This is a genomic window from Nonomuraea sp. NPDC050733 (genome assembly GCF_040654215.1).
GTDB lineage: Bacteria > Actinomycetota > Actinomycetes > Streptosporangiales > Streptosporangiaceae > Nonomuraea.
Genome location: NZ_JBFAHO010000005.1, coordinates 122,847 through 141,940, shown reverse-complemented (window position 1 = coordinate 141,940; position 19,094 = coordinate 122,847). Strand labels below are relative to the sequence as shown.

General features: G+C 72.2%; 18 protein-coding genes. 14 read left to right on the top strand and 4 right to left on the bottom strand.

Going from position 1 to position 19,094, the window contains the following annotated elements; all coding sequences use genetic code 11:
* Positions 1–13 precede the first annotated feature (13 nt).
* Positions 14–1,216, top strand: coding sequence for a lytic transglycosylase domain-containing protein (locus AB0H64_RS12385; RefSeq protein ID WP_357623189.1), 1,203 nt, complete (start codon positions 14–16; stop codon positions 1,214–1,216).
* Here AB0H64_RS12385 and AB0H64_RS12380 read toward each other — a convergent pair.
* On the bottom strand, positions 1,207–2,169 hold the full coding sequence (locus AB0H64_RS12380) for a ferrochelatase (RefSeq protein ID WP_357623188.1): 963 nt from the start codon (positions 2,167–2,169) through the stop codon (positions 1,207–1,209). The genes AB0H64_RS12385 and AB0H64_RS12380 overlap by 10 nt on opposite strands.
* A 95-nt stretch (positions 2,170–2,264) precedes the next feature.
* On the opposite strand from AB0H64_RS12380, the gene AB0H64_RS12375 reads away from it, so the two are divergent.
* On the top strand, positions 2,265–4,265 hold the full coding sequence (locus AB0H64_RS12375) for a S9 family peptidase (RefSeq protein ID WP_357623186.1): 2,001 nt from the start codon (positions 2,265–2,267) through the stop codon (positions 4,263–4,265).
* Positions 4,265–5,053 (top strand): inositol monophosphatase family protein, encoded by a 789-nt coding sequence (locus AB0H64_RS12370; protein WP_357623184.1) that lies wholly within the window; start codon positions 4,265–4,267, stop codon positions 5,051–5,053. The genes AB0H64_RS12375 and AB0H64_RS12370 overlap by 1 nt, the downstream gene beginning before the upstream one ends.
* A 97-nt stretch (positions 5,054–5,150) precedes the next feature.
* Here AB0H64_RS12370 and AB0H64_RS12365 read toward each other — a convergent pair whose 3' ends face one another.
* Positions 5,151–5,315: a hypothetical protein gene (locus AB0H64_RS12365; protein ID WP_310710934.1), complete on the bottom strand. Its 165-nt coding sequence runs from the start codon at positions 5,313–5,315 to the stop codon at positions 5,151–5,153.
* A gap of 229 nt (positions 5,316–5,544) precedes the next feature.
* On the opposite strand from AB0H64_RS12365, the gene AB0H64_RS12360 reads away from it, so the two are divergent.
* The 4 genes from AB0H64_RS12360 (at position 5,545) to AB0H64_RS12345 (ending at position 9,120) form a co-directional block, all read left to right on the top strand.
* Complete coding sequence (locus tag AB0H64_RS12360; protein ID WP_357623182.1) at positions 5,545–6,198, top strand: response regulator transcription factor; 654 nt, start codon at positions 5,545–5,547, stop codon at positions 6,196–6,198.
* Positions 6,199–6,259: 61 nt separating this feature from the next.
* Positions 6,260–7,576: a HAMP domain-containing sensor histidine kinase gene (locus tag AB0H64_RS12355; RefSeq protein WP_357623181.1), complete on the top strand. Its 1,317-nt coding sequence runs from the start codon at positions 6,260–6,262 to the stop codon at positions 7,574–7,576.
* 283 nt (positions 7,577–7,859) lie between these two features.
* On the top strand, positions 7,860–8,159 hold the full coding sequence (locus AB0H64_RS12350) for a DUF4193 domain-containing protein (protein ID WP_020542847.1): 300 nt from the start codon (positions 7,860–7,862) through the stop codon (positions 8,157–8,159).
* Positions 8,160–8,247: 88 nt separating this feature from the next.
* Complete coding sequence (locus AB0H64_RS12345) at positions 8,248–9,120, top strand: hypothetical protein (RefSeq protein WP_357623178.1); 873 nt, start codon at positions 8,248–8,250, stop codon at positions 9,118–9,120.
* Here AB0H64_RS12345 and AB0H64_RS12340 read toward each other — a convergent pair.
* Positions 9,117–9,716: a TetR/AcrR family transcriptional regulator gene (locus AB0H64_RS12340; RefSeq protein WP_357623177.1), complete on the bottom strand. Its 600-nt coding sequence runs from the start codon at positions 9,714–9,716 to the stop codon at positions 9,117–9,119. The genes AB0H64_RS12345 and AB0H64_RS12340 overlap by 4 nt on opposite strands.
* A gap of 128 nt (positions 9,717–9,844) precedes the next feature.
* Between AB0H64_RS12340 and paaN the strand changes: the two genes are divergently transcribed.
* Together paaN and AB0H64_RS12330 are read left to right on the top strand one after the other, a co-directional pair.
* A complete protein-coding gene (paaN, locus tag AB0H64_RS12335; protein ID WP_357623175.1) occupies positions 9,845–11,497 on the top strand; it encodes a phenylacetic acid degradation protein PaaN in 1,653 nt (550 codons plus the stop codon).
* A 228-nt stretch (positions 11,498–11,725) separates the two neighbouring features.
* On the top strand, positions 11,726–13,159 hold the full coding sequence (locus AB0H64_RS12330; RefSeq protein WP_357623173.1) for a trehalose-6-phosphate synthase: 1,434 nt from the start codon (positions 11,726–11,728) through the stop codon (positions 13,157–13,159).
* Here the strand turns inward: AB0H64_RS12330 and AB0H64_RS12325 are convergent.
* Complete coding sequence (locus tag AB0H64_RS12325; protein ID WP_357623171.1) at positions 13,092–13,376, bottom strand: DUF4235 domain-containing protein; 285 nt, start codon at positions 13,374–13,376, stop codon at positions 13,092–13,094. The two genes, AB0H64_RS12330 and AB0H64_RS12325, sit on opposite strands and share 68 nt — an antisense overlap.
* A 79-nt stretch (positions 13,377–13,455) precedes the next feature.
* Here AB0H64_RS12325 and valS point away from each other — a divergent pair, with 79 nt between their 5' ends.
* From valS to AB0H64_RS12300, 5 genes are all read left to right on the top strand, one after another.
* Positions 13,456–15,975, top strand: coding sequence for a valine--tRNA ligase (valS, locus tag AB0H64_RS12320; protein ID WP_357623169.1), 2,520 nt, complete (start codon positions 13,456–13,458; stop codon positions 15,973–15,975).
* A gap of 77 nt (positions 15,976–16,052) precedes the next feature.
* Entirely contained in the window at positions 16,053–17,318 is a 1,266-nt protein-coding gene (locus AB0H64_RS12315; RefSeq protein WP_357623168.1) for an AI-2E family transporter, read from the top strand.
* A 202-nt stretch (positions 17,319–17,520) separates the two neighbouring features.
* A complete protein-coding gene (dut, locus tag AB0H64_RS12310) occupies positions 17,521–17,976 on the top strand; it encodes a dUTP diphosphatase (protein ID WP_357623553.1) in 456 nt (151 codons plus the stop codon).
* Positions 17,977–18,032: 56 nt separating this feature from the next.
* Entirely contained in the window at positions 18,033–18,677 is a 645-nt protein-coding gene (locus AB0H64_RS12305) for a DUF3710 domain-containing protein (protein WP_357623166.1), read from the top strand.
* A gap of 29 nt (positions 18,678–18,706) precedes the next feature.
* Positions 18,707–19,090, top strand: a complete 384-nt coding sequence (locus AB0H64_RS12300; RefSeq protein ID WP_310710945.1) for an OB-fold nucleic acid binding domain-containing protein — start codon at positions 18,707–18,709, stop codon at positions 19,088–19,090.
* The last annotated feature ends 4 nt before the right edge of the window (positions 19,091–19,094 follow it).

Genomic DNA, 19,094 nt, shown 5'->3' with positions numbered 1-19,094 from the left:
TAACGTGTCCCGCGTGTCCGGTCTTCCCTCCTTACGGTCCGTGCTTCTCGTGGCGGCGGCCGTGGCCGTCCTGACGGCGCTCGGCGGGGGAGTGGCCGTCCTGCTGGGCGGCGACCCGCACGACGCCGCGGCCCGGCAGCCCGTACGGCGGGTGCAGCTCGGGGAGCGTCAGCAGATACGGCTCGACGAGCTCGTCCCCACCACCGCGCCGGCCGGGAACGACGCCGAGCCGGCGGCCGGCGGACCGGGCGTCACCGTCACCGCGCCCAGCATGATCGCCATCGCCCGCGGCGAGGTGCCGAAGAGCACCCGCCTGGCCCTGGCCAAGGTCAGGAACGTGCAGAAGGTCGTCGTCGTGGACGCGGGCGCCGTCCAGGTGTCGGGCACCTCGCTCAGCCTGCTCGCGGTCGAGCCGGCCGCCTTCCGGTCGTGGACGCCGAAGGCCGTCGCCGAACATCCCGGCGTCTGGAGCGCGCTGGCGCGCGGCGAGCTGGTCGCCGACGCCGCCACGACCCGCCGGCTGGGGCTCGCGCTGGGCGCCGAGTACCAGGTGGACGGCGGCCCGCGGCTGCGCGTCGCGGCGTCGGCCACGCTCGGGCTGCGCGGCGTCGACGGCCTGGTGAGCGCCGGACGCGGCCAGGAGCTGCGGATGGCCCGCGGCGTCGCGGTGCTGCTGCACGGCAAGGGCGGGGCGATCAGCCAGGCCCGCGTGCGCCGGCTGCTCGGCGCCGGCTCCCAGGTCGTGTCCCTCGTCGCCGAGAAGGCCCGGGAGCGGAAGAAGTCCCAGGCCCCGGCCACGGCCGCGACCGCCGCCCCCACCGCTCCGGCGAGGGGCCGCCCCGCCAGCTACCTGGACCTGTACAAGCAGTCGGCCACCCGCTGCCCCGGTCTGTCCTGGACGGTCCTGGCCGCCATCGGCCAGGTCGAGAGCTCACACGGCCGCAACAACGGGCCGTCCAGCGCCGGGGCGCTCGGCCCGATGCAGTTCATGCCCGCCACCTGGAAGGTGTACGGCGTGGACGGCGACGCCGACGGCAAGGCCGACATCTGGAGCCCGTACGACGCGGTGCCCGGAGCCGCCAACTACCTGTGCGCGAACGGCGCCGGCAAGGGCGGCGAGAAGCTGCGCAAGGCGATCTGGTTCTACAACCACTCCTGGGACTACGTGAACAAGGTCATGGGCGTCGCCGAGGGCTACGCCCGCGCCTACACCTGAGCGCGGCCCGATCCCGGCCGGACCGGGGAGGGACAGCAGGTCAGCGGGCACGGGACGGGCTCCGGCTCGTCCATCAGCTCGCGCACCATCCGCACGAACGCGGGATGGGTGCCGGCCGTCGCCGCCCGCTCCATCGGCAGCCCCAGCTCGGCGGCCACCTGCCGGGCCTCGGTGTCCAGGTCGTAGACGACCTCCATGTGGTCGGAGACGAACCCGATGGGCACCAGCACCACCGCCGGGGCGTCGAGCTTGCGCAGGTGGTCGCACACGTCGGGCTCCAGCCACGGCACCTGCGGCGGGCCGCTGCGCGACTGCCACACCAGGTCCCACGGCTGCGTGCGACCCAGCGCCCGGTTGACCAGCTCGGCGGCGCGGCGCAGCTGCGCCTCGTACAGGCCGCCCTCGGGGCCGGCGGTGCGGGCCATGCTCAGCGGGACGCTGTGCGCCGTGAACACCAGTCGGGCGTCGTCGTGGCCCAGCCGGTCGAGGGCCTGCCGGGTGTGGTCGGCCATCGCCTCGACGAAACCGGGATGGTCGCCGTAGTGCCGCATCTTGACCAGCTCGGGGCCGCCTTCGAGGGAGATGCGCTCGATGTCCTCGTAGTACTGGCGGCAGCTGGAGTAGCCGGCGAACGCCGAGGTGGCGAACACCGCCGCCCTGCGGACGCCGTCCTCCTTCATCCGCCGCACCGTGTCCTCGCCGAACGGGTGCCAGTTGCGGTTGCCCCAGTACACCGGCACGCCCGCCACCGGGCGCAGCGCCTCGACCAGGTCGCGGTTCTGCTGGTTGATCGGGCTGACCCCGCCGAAGCCCAGGTAGTGCTCGGCCACCGCCAGCAGCCGCTCGCGCGGCACGCCGCGGCCCCGCACGACGTTCTCCAGGAACGGCATGACGTCGTCGGGACCCTCGGGGCCGCCGAACGATAGGACCAGAAGCGCGTCGTAGTTCCCCACACGCCAACCCTATGCCGGAGTACGCGCGGTCTCCCCGCGAGGGAGCGACCGAGCCGCCTCCCGCAGGGAGGCCATGAACAGGTAGGTTCGATCGGGTGAGCGCATTCAACGACATACGTGATTACGTGGCCATCCCTCGGGTTCTCTCGCTGAAGCTCGCGCCGGACGGATCCCGGCTCGTGTCCGTCGTGCAGTCGCTCAACCCCGACGGCAAGTCGTACGGTACGGCGCTCTGGGCGATCCCCGTCGACGGTGAGCCGTACCGGCTGACGCGCTCGTCCAAGGGCGAGAGCGCGGCGGCGTTCACCCGCGCGGGGGACGTGCTGTTCACCTCCGCCCGCCCGGACCCGACGGTCGCGGACGCCGGCGAGGAGGTGCCGGCGCTGTGGCTGCTGCCGCGCGCGGGCGGCGAGGCGCGGCAGGTGGCCGCGCGGCCCGGCGGCATCTCGTCCTTCCGCACGGCGGGCGACGTCGTGGTGTTCGCCTCCGACGTGCTCGACGGCGAGGAGGCGACCGAGGAGGAGCGCCGCAAGGCGCGCAAGGACGCCGGCATCAGCGCGATCCTGCACGAGGGTTACCCGGTGCGCTACTGGGACCACGACCTGGGCCCCGGCCGCACCCGGCTGTTCGCCGCCCGCCTCGGCGACGACCGGCTGGAGGATGTGCGCGACCTGACGCCCGACCCGGGCGAGGCGCTGCGCGACGCCACGTTCGACCTGACGCCCGACGGCGCGACCGTGGTGACGACCTGGCGGGTGGCGCTGCCGCGCGGTGAGATGCGCACCGAGCTGGTCGCGATCGACGTGGCCACCGGCGAGCGGCGCGTGCTGTTCGGCGACGAGGCCCACGACTTCGGCGGCCCGATCGCGGTCTCGCCCGACGGCACCCGGGTCGCCTGCTCGCGCGAGCGCCTCAGCGCGCTCGACCTGCCGGCCCGTTCCGAGCTGTGGATCGGCGACCTGGCCACCGGCGCGGGCCGCGCCTACGCGCCCGAGCAGCTGTTCCACGCCGACGTGGAGTGGGCGCCCGACTCCTCGGCCGTCTACGTCGCGGCCGACCACCAGGGCCGCCGGCCCGTCTTCCGGGTCCCGCTGGGCGAGGACTCCGGCGAGGCCGTCCGGGTCACCGAGGACGACGCCTCCTACCTCTGGCTGAACGCCTCGGCCGACGGTCGCTTCCTGTACGCGCTGCGCAGCGGCGTCGGCATCGCCCCCGGCCCGGCGCGCATCGACACGGACCGGACGGGCGCGGCGGCCGAGATCGCCGACCTGCCGTCGCCCGCCCCGCGTCCTGAGCTGCCCGGCACGCTCACCGAGATCTCCGCGACCGCCGACGACGGTGTGACCGTCCGCGGCTGGCTCGTCCTGCCGGAGGGCGCCTCCGCCGCCGACCCGGCCCCGCTGCTGCTGTGGATCCACGGCGGTCCGGTCTCGTCCTGGAACGACTGGCAGTGGCGCTGGCAGTCATGGATCATGGCTGCGCACGGCTACGCCGTCCTGATGCCCGACCCGTGCCTGTCCACCGGCTACGGCCAGTCGATGATCGACCGCGGCTGGGGCGACTGGGGCCCGCGCACGATGGCCGACCTGGAGGTGATCGTGGACGCCGCCGTGGCCAGGGACGACATCGACGCCGAGCGGACCGCCGCGATGGGCGGCTCCTTCGGCGGCTACATGGCCAACTGGGTCGCCGGCCACACCGACCGCTACCGGGCGATCGTCACCCACGCCTCCCTGTGGAACCTCGAGCAGTTCGCCGGCACGACCGACGCCGCCATGTACTGGCAGCGCGAGTTCGGCCCGGTCGGCTCCGAGCGCTACGCCAAGCTGTCGCCGCACCTGTCGCTGGACCAGATCCGCACCCCGATGCTGGTCATCCACGGCGACAAGGACTACCGGGTGCCGATCGGCGAGGCGCTGCGCCTGTGGTGGGACCTGCGGCGCAGCGACGTGGAGTCCAAGTTCCTCTACTTCCCGGACGAGAACCACTGGATCCTCAAGCCCGGCAACGCGGTCGCCTGGTACGAGACCGTCCTCGCGTTCCTCTCCCAGCACGTGCTCGGCGAGGAGTGGAAGCGGCCGGAGTCGGTGGCCTGATGAACGAGTTCGCACGGCTGGCCGAGGAGATCGCGCGTGAGGCGGGCGACATGCTGCTCGCCAAGCGGCCGACGATGTCCGAGGTCGTCGAGACGAAGTCCAGCCCCACCGACGTGGTGACCACGCTCGACACGGCGTCGGAGCGGCTGATCCGCGCCCGCATCCAGGAGGCCAGGCCGGGCGACCGCGTCCTGGGCGAGGAGGGCGGCGAGGCGGGCGGCGACTCCGGGGTGCGCTGGATCGTCGATCCCATCGACGGCACCGTCAACTTCCTGTACGGCCTGCCGGAATGGGCGGTGTCGATCGCGGTCGAGGTGGACGGCCAGGTCGTCGCCGGCGTCGTCAACGTGGTGCCGCGCGGCGAGGTGTTCACCGCGGCGCTCGGCGAGGGCGCCTGGCTCGGCGGCGAGCGGCTGCGCTGCAACACCGGGGTGCCGCTGGCGCAGGCGCTGGTCTCCACCGGGTTCGGCTACGACGCCCGGCGGCGAGCCGTCCAGGGGAGGGTGCTGGCCGAGGTGCTGCCCCGGGTGCGCGACATCAGGCGCGGCGGCTCGTGCGCGGCGGACCTCTGCTCGGTGGCGGCGGGCCGCGTGGACGGCTACTACGAGCGGGGCGTCAACCGGTGGGACTACGCGGCGGCCGGGCTGATCGCCGCGGAGGCGGGGGCGCGGGTGGCGGGCCTGAACGGCAAGCCGGCCTCTTCCGAGCTGCTGCTGTGCGCGGCGCCGGAGCTGTTCGAGGAACTGCACGACCTGCTCGCGCCGCTCGACCCCGAACGCGACGCCTGACCGCGCAGATGACCGCGCAGACGTGAAACGGCCGGGCCCCCTTCAGCAGGGGCCCGGCCGTTCCTACGCGTGATCAGCAGGCGTGTTTCGCGCCTGATCAGCAGGGCAAGGGAATGCCGTGATCGTCCGCCAGCCGGCGCAGGTCCTCGATCTCGGCGGTGAGGGTGTCGGCGAGGTAGTCGTCGCCGGCGCTACGGGCCTGCTGGAGGCCCTGGTAAGCCTGGTCGAGGCGGCGTTCGATCGTCGTGGTGAACTCGCCCATCTCACCTACTTTCTGCGGGGTTCGAGCTTCCCAGGGAGAAGCGGCACCCATACGGGACCGTGCCCTCATGGCACGTCGATGGATGTCACGCTGGCATACCCAGGGCGCTCGCTGTCCGAAACATGAATTCTCGGATGCGTTGCGGCAGGTTGTCGGCGCATGCCTTACCGTGCGCTTATCGAAGGCGTGTGCAGAATGAGTGCCGAGAATGGGAGAGGGGTGCACGGGCGTGCGAGTGCTGGTGGTTGAGGACGAGCGGGTGCTCGCCGACGCGATCGCGACCGGCCTGCGGCGCGAGGCCATGGCGGTCGACGTCGCCTACGACGGCGGCGGCGCGCTGGAGCGCACCTCCTACATCGATTACGACGTGATCGTCCTGGACCGGGACCTGCCGGTCGTCCACGGTGACGAGGTGTGCCGCCGCCTGGTGGAGCAGCGCACGGCCTCGCGGATCCTCATGCTCACCGCCTCGGGCGACGTGGACGACAAGGTGGAGGGGCTGGGCCTGGGGGCCGACGACTACCTCGCCAAGCCGTTCGTGTTCATCGAGCTGGTCGCCCGGGTGCGGGCGCTCGGGCGCCGCTCGGCCCCGGCGCTGCCGCCGGTGCTGGAGCGGGCCGGGATCCGCCTCGACCCGGGCAAGCGGCTGGTCGAGCGCGACGGCAGGGAGATCATGCTCACCAAGAAGGAGTTCGCGGTCCTGGAGGAGCTGATGCGCGCCGAGGGCGCCGTCGTCAGCCAGGAGGACCTGCTGGACAAGGCATGGGACGAGAACATCGACCCGTTCACCAACGTGGTGCGGGTCACCATGATGACGCTGCGCAAGAAGCTGGGCGACCCGCAGGTGATCGAGACCGTGCCCGGGGTGGGGTACAAGCTGTGACCCGCGCCCTCCCGGGCGGTGTCGTCACGGGGCGGGCGAGGGGCCTGGCGGAGGGGGCTGTGTGACCGAGAGGCAGGAGCGGCGCGAGAATGCGGTGCCCACGCACCCCATGATCAGCCCGCATTCGGAGCGCAAGGCCACCCGGCCGAACGAGGCGTCGCCGCCGAGCGGCCCGCCGGTCTGGGACGGCCCGCCGCCGCCCGCCTACGCGCCCGTCCAGCGGTCGGCGCGCGAGCGGGTGATGGAGCTGCCCGACAGGGTCAGCATCCGCTGGCGGCTCACCCTCACCTACAGCGCGCTGTTCCTGGTGGCGGCCGGCGTGCTGCTGTTCTCCATCTACGCGATCGTCGGGCGGGCCATCGAGGAGGCGTGGCTGCCGCTGGACCTGAGCGGCCTCGACCCGATCGACGCCGCCATCACGCAGCGCCGGTGGGGCATCGCGCAGCAGCAGGCCGTGCAGACGGCGCGCGACGTCCTGCTGAGCAGCTCCGTCCTCGCCCTGGTGGGCGTGGGCATCCTGGCCCTCATCCTCGGCTACTTCGTCGCCGACCGCGCGCTGCGCCCGGTGACCCAGATGACGACCACGGCCCGCAAGCTGTCGGAGAGCAACCTCGCCCACCAGCGCATCGACCTGCGGGGCCCCGACGACGAGCTGAAGGAGCTGGCCGACACCTTCGACGCCATGCTCACCCGGCTCAACGTCGCCTTCGACACCCAGCGCCGGTTCGTGGCCAACGCCTCCCACGAGCTGCGCACCCCGCTGACCATCAACCGGACGGTGCTGGAGATCGCCCTGTCCGATCCGGAGGCGTCGGAGGACCTCAAGGCGCTGGGCCGTACCCTCCTGGAGGTCAACGCCCGCAACGAGAAGCTCATCGAGGGCCTGCTGCTGCTGGCGCGCAGCGAGCGGGAGCTGGCGGTGCGCAAGCCGCTGGACGTCAAGGACGTGGCCACGTCCGCCGTCGAGCAGGTGACGCCGTTCGCCGAGGAGCACGGGGTCACGATCACGACCGAGCTGGTGAGCGCGCCGACCGTGGGCGACCCGGTGCTCCTGGAACGCTCCGTGAGCAACCTGCTGGAGAACGCCGTCAAATACAACGCCCCCGAGAACGGAAAAGTCTGGATTCGAACGGGAATGGTGGACGGGGCCTTGGTTGTTCAGGTGGCCAACACGGGGCAGCACGTCCCGGCGTACGAGGTCAACAGCCTTTTCGAGCCGTTCAGAAGGCTCCACGCGGACCGCGTGGACTCGGCGAAGGGGGCCGGCCTCGGACTGTCCATCGTGCGCGCCGTGGTGCAGGCTCACGGCGGCGACGTGACCGCCGTGCCACGAGAGGGCGGAGGACTTGTGGTGACCATTCGGCTTCCGAGTCGCTGATCCGGCGTGTTGGTCGGGTGGGGGCGTCTCGTTCTTGCCGCACATGTGGTTGGATGTGCCGTCGAACACGGTGGTGCGTGACGCCAGGCTGTGGGTTTGGCCATATTTGGCTAACCATTGCCGATGGCAGAAGGCCCTGACGTGTTGGGAGGTTCAGTGTTCGTTCAACCGGGGTACCGATGCACAATCTCCCCACCGGAGCGGGCACAAGACACACCTGCCAGACGTTAGAAGACGCGCGACGAGCGCGAAGACATATGGATGAGGGGGATGGAGTAGCACCATGGCTACCGACTACGACAGCCCGCGCAAGACAGACGACGACCTCGGTGAGGACAGCCTGCAGGAGCTGCAGGCCAGGCGCACCGACAAGTCGTCCGGCAGCATCGACATCGACGAGACCGACCTCGCCGAATCGCTGGAGCTGCCCGGCGCGGATCTGTCCAACGAAGAACTCAGCCTGCGGGTGATTCCGCGCCAGGCCGACGAGTTCACCTGCTCGCGGTGTTTCCTCGTGCACCACCGCAGCCAGCTGGCCTCCGAGAAGAACGGCCAGCAGGTCTGCCGGGAGTGCGCGGCCTGACCACGGAGCGAGACAGCTCGCCCGCGGCGGCATGGAACGACGCCGCCTGGGCAACGAGCTGTCGCGACCAGAGGACGGAGGCTTCCGCGTGGCCCGACCGGACAGGCATCAGCGAGACAGCGACGAGCCGCACGACCGCAAGGACGACCGACACCGGCAGGACGGGGACCGGCAGGACCGGGACCCGCGGCCGGACAACGAGCTCGCCGGCACCGAAACGGAGGTCGGCGAGCTCGTCGGCAAGCTCACCGAGCCCGGCGAGCTGGAGCCGGCCGAGCGGCGCAGGCTGCTCGGCCGTCTAGCCCGCAGCCTGAGCGCCGGCGAGTGGAAGGCGCGCGCCGAGGGCACCGGCCGGGGCCGCTGGCTGGCCGAGATCTTCCTCAGCATCGCGCCCCGCATCCCCATCCGTGACCTCCACACGCTCTCCGAGCACCACCACGGCCTCACCGGCGAGCAGCTCGCCGACGACCTCATCCGCACCGCCCAGAAGGCCACCATGACGGTCGGCGCCATCGGCGGAGCGCTCGCCGCGGCCGAGTTCGCCGCGCCGCCCCTCCTTCTGTCGGCCCCCGCCCAGCTCGTGGCCGAGACCATCGTCGTGGCCGCCATCGAGGTCAAGCTCCTCGCCGAGCTGCACGAGGTCTACGGCGTGCGCGTCCAGGGCACCGGCCCGCAGCGCGCCGCCGCGTTCACCGCCGCCTGGGCCAAGCAGCGCGGGGTCGACCCCCTCGCCCCCGCGTCCGTCTCCGTCGCGCTCGGCGCGGCCACCAAGACGGCTCTGCGCAACCGTCTCATGCGCACGCTCGGCCGCCATCTGACCACGCTCGGCCCGTTCCTCACCGGCGCCGTCGCCGGTGGCGCGCTCAACCGGATGGCCACCAAGAAGCTCGGCCAGGCCATCCGCGACGACCTGCGCGGCAAGCTGCCCCCTCCGCCGTCCCGGCGCGGGATCGACCGCTAGGCGTCCTGAGCGCGCAGGCCGTCGAAGGTCATCCGCACCAGTGTGTCCGCCAGGTCGTCCGCGGAGCCGCCACGCGCCGGGCGGTACCACTCGGTGATCGAGTTGACCGCCCCGAACAGCAGCCGCGTCACCAGCGCCGGGTCCAGGTCGGGCCGGATCGCGCCCTCGGCCGCCGCCTCCTTCACCAGGTGACTGACGAAGGCGTCGAAGGCGCGCCGCCGCTCCAGCGCCCGCCGCTCGGTCGCGCTGTTGCCCCGCACGCGCAGCAGCAGCGTCACGTACGGCAGACGGTCCACCAGGATGCGGACACTCTCCCGCACCACCCACTCCAGGCGCCCGATCGCCGGGCCCGAGTCGGCCCGCTCGTCGGCGACCAGCTCCGACAGGCCGTCCAGCGCCCGGTCGAGCGCCCGCGCGAGCAGCTGCTCCTTGCCCGCCACGTGGTGGTAGATGGCCGACTTGGTGACCCCCAGCGCCCTGGCCAGGTCCTCCATGCTGGTGCCGTCGTAGCCGCGCTCGTTGAAGACGTCCACGGCGATCGCCAGGACGGACTCGGGATCGTGCCCCCGCCTCCCCTGGCGAGGTTGTACGGCCATGGCGCCATTATCCCGATTGCGGACCACCCTCTTCCCGCCCGCCCGGATGTCTCGCTTGTCAACTGACCGAATGTTCGGTAAACACGTCAGCGTCTGCCCGAACCGCGGCAAGAGAGGTCGGAAAAAGCATGTTCGACCAGCATCGCGAGACTCTCGACCGGGCCCTCGCGGCCATCGCCGGCCGGGGCTACTGGAGCGCCTACTCCGAGTCCCCGTCACCGCGCGTCTACGGCGAGGGGGCGGCCGAGCGGGGCAAGGCCGCGTTCGAGGCCCACCTGGGCAAGCCGTTCGAGCTGGACCAGCCGGGCACCGGCGGGTGGGTCGGCGCCGAGCGGTCGCCGTACGGGCTCGACCTCGGCGTCACCTACCCCGAGCCGGACGCCGGGCTGCTCGTCGAGGCGGCCCAGGCCGCCCTGCCGGCCTGGCGCGACGCCGGGCCCGACACCCGCGCGCTGGTCTGCGTGGAGATCGTCCACCGGATCAACCAGCGCTCGTTCGAGCTCGCGCACGCGGTGCAGCACACCACCGGGCAGGCGTTCGTGATGGCGTTCCAGGCCGGCGGGCCGCACGCGCAGGACCGCGCGCTGGAGGCCGTCGCGTACGGCCACGCCGCCATGACCGCCTCGGCCGCCTCGGCCCGCTGGGAGAAGCCGGCCAAGGGCGACCCGCTGGTCATGAACAAGACGTTCACGGTCGTGCCGCGCGGCGTCGCGGTGGTGATCGGCTGCAACACCTTCCCGACCTGGAACGCCTATCCGGGGCTGTTCGCGTCGCTGGTCACCGGCAACCCGGTGATCGTCAAGCCGCATCCCCGGGCGATCCTGCCGCTGGCGATCACCGTGGGCATCGCCCGCGAGGTCCTCGCCGAGGCCGGCTTCGACCCGGCGCTGGTGTCGCTGGCCGTGGAGGAGGGCCAGGGCCTGGCCGTGACCCTCGCCACCCATCCCGGCGTGCGGATCGTGGACTTCACCGGGTCGACCGAGTTCGGCCAGTGGCTGGAGGCCAACGCCCGCCAGGCGCTCGTCCACACCGAGAAGGCCGGGGTCAACACGGTCGTCGTCGACTCGGCCGGCTCCTTCCGCGGCATGCTCGGCAACCTCGCGTTCTCGCTGTCGCTCTACAGCGGGCAGATGTGCACCACCCCGCAGAACATCCTCGTCCCCGCCGGCGGCATCGAGACCGACGAGGGGCACAAGAGCTTCGAGGAGGTGGCGGCGGGGCTCGCCGGGGCCGTCGGGCGGCTGCTGGGCGACGAGGCGCGCGCGGTGGAGCTCACCGGCGCGATCGTCAACCCGGACGTGCTGGCCCGCCTGGAGGCCGCGCCGTCGCTGGGCGAGGTGGTGCTGGAGTCCCGCGCGCTCAAGCACCCGGCCTTCCCCGACGCGGTCGTGCGCACGCCCGTGATCGTCCGCGTGGACGCCGGCCGTGACGACGTGTACGGGCGGGAGCACTTCGGGCCGATCGCGTTCGTCGTGCCCACGGCCTCGACCGAGGAGAGCCTGGACCTGCTGCGCCGGGTGACCGCCGCGCGGGGTGCGCTCACGGCGGCGGTGTACTCGACGTCGCCCGAGGTGCTGGCGCGCGCCGAGCGGGCGGCGCTGGAGGCGGGGGTCAACCTGTCGTGCAACCTGGAGGGCGGGGTGTTCGTCAACCAGTCGGCGGCCTTCAGCGACTACCACGGCACGGGGGCCAATCCGGCGGCCACGGCCTCGCTCACGGACCCGTCCTTCGTCGCAGGCCGCTTCCACATGGTCCAGTCCCGCCGCCCGGCCGGGGCGTGAACGCCGCCCGCTGCCCGGATCGTTGGGAAACGTCCGTTGTGTGTGATATGCGGCATTCACGTTTGTTTCCCCAGGTCCTGGGCAGGGTCTAAGGGCGCCGTTCCGTACGCGAGCTCGCGGCGACGCACGCTCCCGGCGCGAGGGCGGTGATGCGACGGCGAGGCTCGGCGGTGGGCGCCTGGAGCCGTGTGTCGCGGCTCCCGCACAGGTGAGCCTAGGAGGACTTGGGTGAGTGGCCGTAGCTCGTTCCTGATCGTCGCCAACCGGTTGCCGGTGGACCGCACGGTCGAGCCCGACGGAACGGCCTCGTGGCGCAGGAGCCCCGGCGGGCTCGTGACCGCCATCGCGCCGGTGATGCAGCGGCGTCACGGCGCCTGGCTCGGGTGGCACGGCGCCCCCGACGAGAAGCTCGAGCCCCTGGAACAGGGCGGCATGAGCCTCATCCCGGTGCCGCTGTCGGCCCGTGAGGTCGAGCTGTACTACGAGGGCTTCTCCAACGCCACGCTCTGGCCGCTGTACCACGACGTGGTCGCGCCCCCGGTCTTCGAGCGGGAGATGTGGGAGGCCTATCGCGCCGTCAACGAGCGCTTCGCCACCGCCGCGGCCGAGGCCGCCGACGAGGGCGCCGTCGTCTGGGTGCAGGACTACCAGCTCCAGCTCGTGCCCGCCATGCTCCGCAAGCTCCGGCCCGACCTGCGCATCGGCTTCTTCCTGCACATCCCCTTCCCGCCGGTCGAGCTGTTCTGGCGGCTGCCCTGGCGCAAGGACCTCGTCGAGGGCCTGCTCGGGGCCGACCTCGTCGGCTTCCAGCTGCCCGGCGGCGCCGCCAACTTCCGCCGGCTCTGCCGCCGCCTGCTCGGCCTGCCGTACAAGGGGAACGAGATCTTCCTGGAGGACCGGACCGTCACCACGCAGGCGTTCCCGATCTCCGTCGACTTCGGCGAGCTCGACTCGCTGGTGCGCGAGCCGCACATCATCCAGCGCGCCAAGGAGATCCGGGCCGAGCTCGGCGACCCCGACCACATGCTGCTCGGCGTGGACCGCCTCGACTACACCAAGGGCATCGGCCAGCGCCTGGAGGCGTTCGGCGAGCTGCTCAAGGAGGGGACACTCGCCCCCAACGAGGCGGTGTTCGTGCAGATCGCCACGCCCAGCCGGGAACGGGTCGAGGAGTACAAGCGGCTGCGCGACGACATCGAGCTCCAGGTGGGCCGGATCAACGGCGAGCACGCGATGCTCGGCCTGCAGCCCGTCCAGTACTTCCACCAGTCGTACGGCCGCGAGGAGCTGGCCGCGCTCTACCTGGCCGCCGACGTCATGGTCGTCACGCCCCTGCGCGACGGCATGAACCTCGTCGCCAAGGAGTACGTCTCCTGCCACCAGGACCTGCACGGCGCGCTCGTGCTCAGCGAGTTCACCGGGGCGGCGGACGAGCTGCGCCAGGCGTACCTGGTCAACCCGTACGACATCGAGGACGTCAAGCGCCAGATGATCGCCGCCATGCGGGCCACGCCGCACGAGCTGTCCCGGCGGATGCGCACGATGCGCCGCCGGGTCGCCACCTACGACGTGGACCGCTGGGCGAGCGAGTTTCTCACGGCACTCGAGTCACCTGCTTCACCGCCCGCCACGCCTCATAGCGCTTCTTGGCAGTCCGATTGACCACGATCTGCGCCACCGACATGCCGACGCCCATGAGCACCGCGTAGCCGATCGCCTCGCCCATGCTGACCTCGGGGGAGTCGGGATCGACAGGCGGCTCCTTGCCCGTCGCCTTCACCCAGACGAACCCGAGGGCCTTGCGCGCCACCCACGCGGTCGCCAGGCCCATCAGCCCCCCGATGACCCGCCAGGCCAGGTCCGGCCTCTCCTCTGCCATACGGACGTCTCCTTCCCCTCGGTAACGAACCCTAGTCTGCAACGCTGGCGTGACCCACGAAGCCGTAGCATATGGAGGCATGACTCAACAGCGACTACGCCATGCCACCATGCCGGAAAAACCGTCCCTCGACGGCTTGGAGCAGGTATGGGTAGCCCGCTGGGAGCAGGAGGGCACCTACCGCTTCGACCGGTCGAAGACGCGTGAGCAGATCTACTCGATCGACACGCCTCCTCCGACCGTCTCCGGCTCGCTCCACGTGGGTCACGTCTTCTCCTACACCCACACCGACACCATCGCCCGCTTCCAGCGGATGCGCGGGCGTGAGGTGTTCTACCCCATGGGCTGGGACGACAACGGCCTGCCCACCGAGCGCCGCGTGCAGAACCACTTCGGCGTCCGCTGTGACCCCTCGGTGCCCTACGACCGCGACTTCACACCTCCCGCCAAGCCCGACCCAAAGCGGCAGGTGCCGATCTCGCGGGGCAACTTCATCGAGCTGTGCGAGCGGTTGACCACCGAGGACGAGAAGGCGTTCGAGGATCTGTGGCGCCGCCTCGGGCTGTCGGTCGACTGGTCGATGACGTACGCCACGATCGACGGCGCCGCGCGGGCCGCCTCCCAGCGGGCCTTCCTGCGCAACCTCGCGCGCGGCGAGGCCTACCTGGCCGAGGCGCCGACGCTGTGGGACGTCACCTTCCGCACCGCCGTCGCCCAGGCCGAGCTGGAGGACCGCGAGTGGCCGGGCGCGTTCCACCGGATCTCCTTCTACGGCGAGAAGGGGCCGATCTGGATCGAGACCACCCGGCCCGAGCTGATCCCCGCCTGCGTGGCGCTGGTCGCCCACCCCGACGACGAGCGCTACCAGCCGCTGTTCGGCACGTCGGCGCTGTCGCCGCTGTTCGGCGTCGAGGTGCCGGTCCTCGCCCACCACCTCGCCGAGCCCGACAAGGGGTCCGGCATCGCGATGATCTGCACGTTCGGCGACCTGACCGACGTCACCTGGTGGCGCGAGCTCGGACTGCCCACCCGGCCCGTCATCGGCCGCGACGGGCGGCTGCTGCCCGAGCCCCCGGAGGGCGCCGAGCGCGAGCCGTACGAGGAGCTGGCCGGCAAGACGGTCCACAGCGCCCGCGAGCGCATCGTGGAGCTGCTGCGCGAGTCCGGCGACCTCGACGGCGAGCCGAGGCCGGTCCAGCGCACGGTCAAGTTCTACGAGAAGGGCGACCGGCCCCTGGAGATCGTCACCACCCGCCAGTGGTACATCCGCAACGGCGGGCGCGACGCCGAGCTGCGCGAGCGGCTGCTCGGCCGGGGCTCGGAGCTGCGCTGGCACCCGCCGCACATGCGGGTCCGCTACGACAACTGGGTGCAGGGCCTGGCCGGCGACTGGCTGATCTCCCGGCAGCGCTTCTTCGGCGTGCCGTTCCCCGTCTGGTACCCGCTGGACGACGCCGGCGAGCCCGACCACACCCGGCCGCTGCTGCCGCCCGAGGACCTGCTGCCGGTGGACCCGTCGTCGCAGGTCCCCGAGGGCTACACCGAGGACCAGCGGGGCAAGCCCGGCGGGTTCGTCGGCGACCCGGACGTCATGGACACCTGGGCCACCTCCTCCCTCACGCCGGAGATCGCGGGAGGGTGGGAGCGCGACCCCGACCTGTTCGCGCGGGTCTTCCCGATGGACCTGCGCCCGCAGGCCCACGAGATCATCCGCACCTGGCTGTTCTCCACCGTGGTCCGGGCCCACCAGGAGTTCGGCACGCTGCCGTGGAGCGACGTGTCCATCTCCGGGTGGATCCTCGACCCCGACCGCAAGAAGATGTCCAAGTCCAAGGGCAACGTCACGACGCCGCTCGGCCTGCTGGAGGAGTACGGCTCCGACGCGGTCCGCTACTGGGCGGCCAGCGGGCGGCCCGGCACCGACACCGCGTTCGACACCGGGCAGATCAAGGTCGGGCGGCGGCTCGCCATCAAGATCCTCAACGCCTCGAAGTTCGTGCTCGGCTTCCCCGAGGCCGACGCCGAGGTGAGCGAGCCGCTCGACCTGTCCATGCTGGCGGGCCTGGCCGACGTGGTGGACGAGGCCACCCGGGCGTTCGAGGACTACGACTACACCAGGGCCCTGGAGGCGGCCGAGCGGTTCTTCTGGTCGTTCTGCGACGACTACCTGGAGCTGGTCAAGGCCCGCGCCTACGAGTCCGGCGCGGCCGCCGCCTCCGCCCACGCGGCCCTGCGGCTGGCGCTCGACGCGTTGCTGCGGCTGTTCGCGCCGTTCCTGCCGTTCGTCACCGAGGAGGTGTGGTCGTGGTGGCGGCCCGGCTCCGTCCACCGCTCCGCCTGGCCGGCCGTCGAGCGCGGGACCGGCGACCCGGCCGTGCTGACCGTCGCCTCCGAGGTGCTCCGGCGCGTGCGCAAGGCCAAGTCGGAGGCCAAGCTGTCCATGCGCGCCGAGGTGTCCCGCCTCACGGTGTCCGGCCCCGAGGCCGGCCTCGTCCGGCTGGCGCAGGACGACCTGTGCGGGGCGGGCAACGTCGAGGAGTTCGTCCTGCAGGACGCGCCCGATTTCCTGGTGGAGGTCGCGCTCACTCAGACGGCCTGACGTCCGCGTCCGGCGCCGGGGTGCGCCCGATCGTTTAAGGGCGCGCATCCCGGCGCCGGACGTGCCAGTCTGGGGATGTGCTGAGAGACCGCCCGACCAAGCTCGTGCCTCCCGTGCTGGCCAAGATGGCCGCGTGGTCGGGGTGCCTGATCCTCGTCGGCGTGGTGGTCTACTTCTTCGCGCAGGGCGTCGGGCGGCTCAGCTTCGTCGCCCTGCCCGTGGCGGTCGCCCTCCTGCTGACGGCGCTGCTGTTCCCGCTGACCAGGAGCCTGCGCGAGGCCGGGATGCGGCCCATCTACGCCACCTGGATCACCATGCTGGTCGCGCTGGCCGTGCTCGCCGGCACCGGCTGGCTGGTCGGGGCCCGCGCCACCGAGGAGTTCCCCAACCTCGTCCAGCAGGTCCAGGCGACCTCCCGCGAGGTGCAGAAGTGGCTCATCACCGGCCCGCTGCACCTCAAGCAGGCGCAGATCACCGACTACGTCGACGAGATCGCGAACATGGTCAACACCCAGCGCAGCGCCATCACCGGCACGGTGCTGACCGCGGGCGCCGTCGCCTTCGAGGTGCTCGCCTCGATCGTGCTGCTGCTGTTCGTCACGTTCTTCCTGCTCAAGGACGGCGACCGGATCTGGTCGTGGTTCCTGCGGGCCTTCGGCGAGATGGCGCCGCGCGTCGACCGGGCGGGCCGCGCGGCGTGGACCACGCTGTCGCACTACGTGCAGGGCACCGTGGCCGTCGCCGCCGTCCACGGCCTCATCATGGGCATCGTGCTGGCCGGCATGGGCGTGCCGCTGTGGGCGCCGCTGGCCGTCCTCATCTTCTTCGCCAGCTTCATCCCGATCGTCGGCATCTTCTTCGCCGGCACGGTCGCCACGCTCGTCACGCTGGGCGCCAAGGGCCCCGTCTACGCGCTGATCTTCGTCGGCGTCCTCGTGGTCGAGCAGCAGCTGGAGAACCACGTGCTCCAGCCGCTCATCGTCGGCCGGGCCCTCAACTTCCACCCGCTGGCCATCATCATCGTCCTCGCCGTGGGCGGCATCCTCGGCGGCATCGCCGGGGCGGCGGTCGCCGTTCCGGTCGCGGCGGTGATCTACCGGGCGCTGCCCGAGCTGCGGCACGACCCACCGGCCCTGCCACCGGGAGAGCACGCGGACGAGGACGACGGGGGCGAGCCGACCGGTGAGGGCGGTGGCGCGGGAGAGCCGGCCGGCGAGGACGAGCGTCCCGAGCCGGCTGACGACGGCGACGGCGGGCGTCCTGAGCCGGCGCCGGCGCGCCGCGGCGGCACCCCCGCCACGGCGGGGGCTCCTGGCGGCGAAAGGCCGGGCGACAGCGAGTAACCTCGTCACTCGTGACCCGTACCGCTCCACCGGCCCCGCGGCCCCGCACGACACTCCACCCGCGCACCGGGTGTGACCGGATCACTCTCCGGAGGGCGTACCTTGAGGCTGAGGGGCGCATCGGCGCCCCGGAGCACCACGACGAGGTGAACCCGTGACCGCGACCGACCGCGACGCGGCGGGGCTCCGGCCCGCAACGCTCATGGACGCCCCGGCCGAGGCCCCGCTGGAGATCCTCATCCAGCGGCTCGACCCGGGCCTGCCGGCGCCCTCCTACGCCCATCCGGGCGACGCGGGCGCCGACCTGCACGCCGCGTGCGACGCCGAGCTCGCGCCCGGCGAGCGCGCGGTGGTGCCGACCGGCGTGGCCATCGCGCTGCCCGACGGCTACGCCGCGTTCGTCCACCCGCGCTCCGGCCTGGCCTCCCGGCACGGCGTCACCCTGGTCAACGCGCCCGGCACGGTCGACGCCGGCTACCGGGGCGAGATCAAGGTGACGATGATCAACACCGACGCCAGGGAGCCGTTCCGGGTGCGGCGCGGCGACCGCATCGCCCAGCTCGTCGTCCAGCGGGTCGAGCGGGCGGCCTTCCGCGAGGTGGCGGAGCTGCCGGGGTCGGCGCGGGGCGCGGGCGGGTTCGGCTCGACGGGGCGCTGACCGGGGTCCGGGCGCCGACAGGGTTCACAGAACGCTGACCAGGGAGAGTGAGAGACGTGTTCCGACGCCGTCGTCGCGAGCATTCGGAGGGGCCGGCCGCCTCGGCCAAGGCCCCGGCCGAGCCCATGCGCGAGTCCGGTCCGTGGGACTCCGACGAGCCCCACCCCGAGCATGACCGGGTCGACCTCGGTGGCCTGCTGCTGCCGCACAACCCCGACTTCGATGTACGGCTGGCCTCCGTCGGCGACCAGCACATCGGTGTCGTCGTCATCCACGACGACAGCACGCTCCAGCTCCAGGCGCTGGCCGCGCCCCGGTCCATGGGACTGTGGGACGAGGTCAGGACCAAGATCACTCAGCAGGTGCCGTCCCTGGAGGAGCGCGAGGGACCGTTCGGCGCCGAGCTGAGAGGCGAGATCACCGCCGACGGCCAGACCCGCCAGGCGCGCTATCTCGGGATCGACGGGCCCCGCTGGTTCCTGCTTGCCGTCGTCCACGGCCCGGCCGCCGCCGACGAGGCCGTCGCCGCGCCGTTCCTCGACTTCCTGCGTGACGTCGTCGTCGTCCGCGGCACCGAGCCGATGGCGCGCGAGGAGCCGATCGCGCTGCGCCGCCCCAACGAGCATGGCGGCGGCCCGGACGAGGACCGGACGGGTCTCAACCCGTTCCGGCGTGGACCTGAGATCAGCGAGATTCGCTGACGGCCTCCCATCGCATAGGCTGTTTCATCATGACTACGGCAGGGACCCCCAAACGGGGGTTGCGCGGGTTCTTCAGTCGGCTGGCCTCGCCCCAGTCCGAGATCGAGGCGCAGATGCTGCGCCAGGACGCCGAGCAGACGGGCGCGACGCCGATCGCCTCGTGTGGCGGCAGACGCCGGTTCTGTGTAGCCGGTACGCTACGTACGGTGACGCTGCGGCCGAGGGGAGGCGCCCCCGCGCTCGAGGCGGAGCTGTACGACGGGTCCGACGTGATCGACCTGGTCTGGCTCGGCCGCCGCAAGATCGCGGGCATCGAGCCCGGCCGGATCGTCAAGGCCGAGGGGCTGGTCAGCATGCAGGACGGCCGCAAGGTGATGTTCAATCCGCGCTACGAGCTGCGCCCAGGGAGTTGATCAG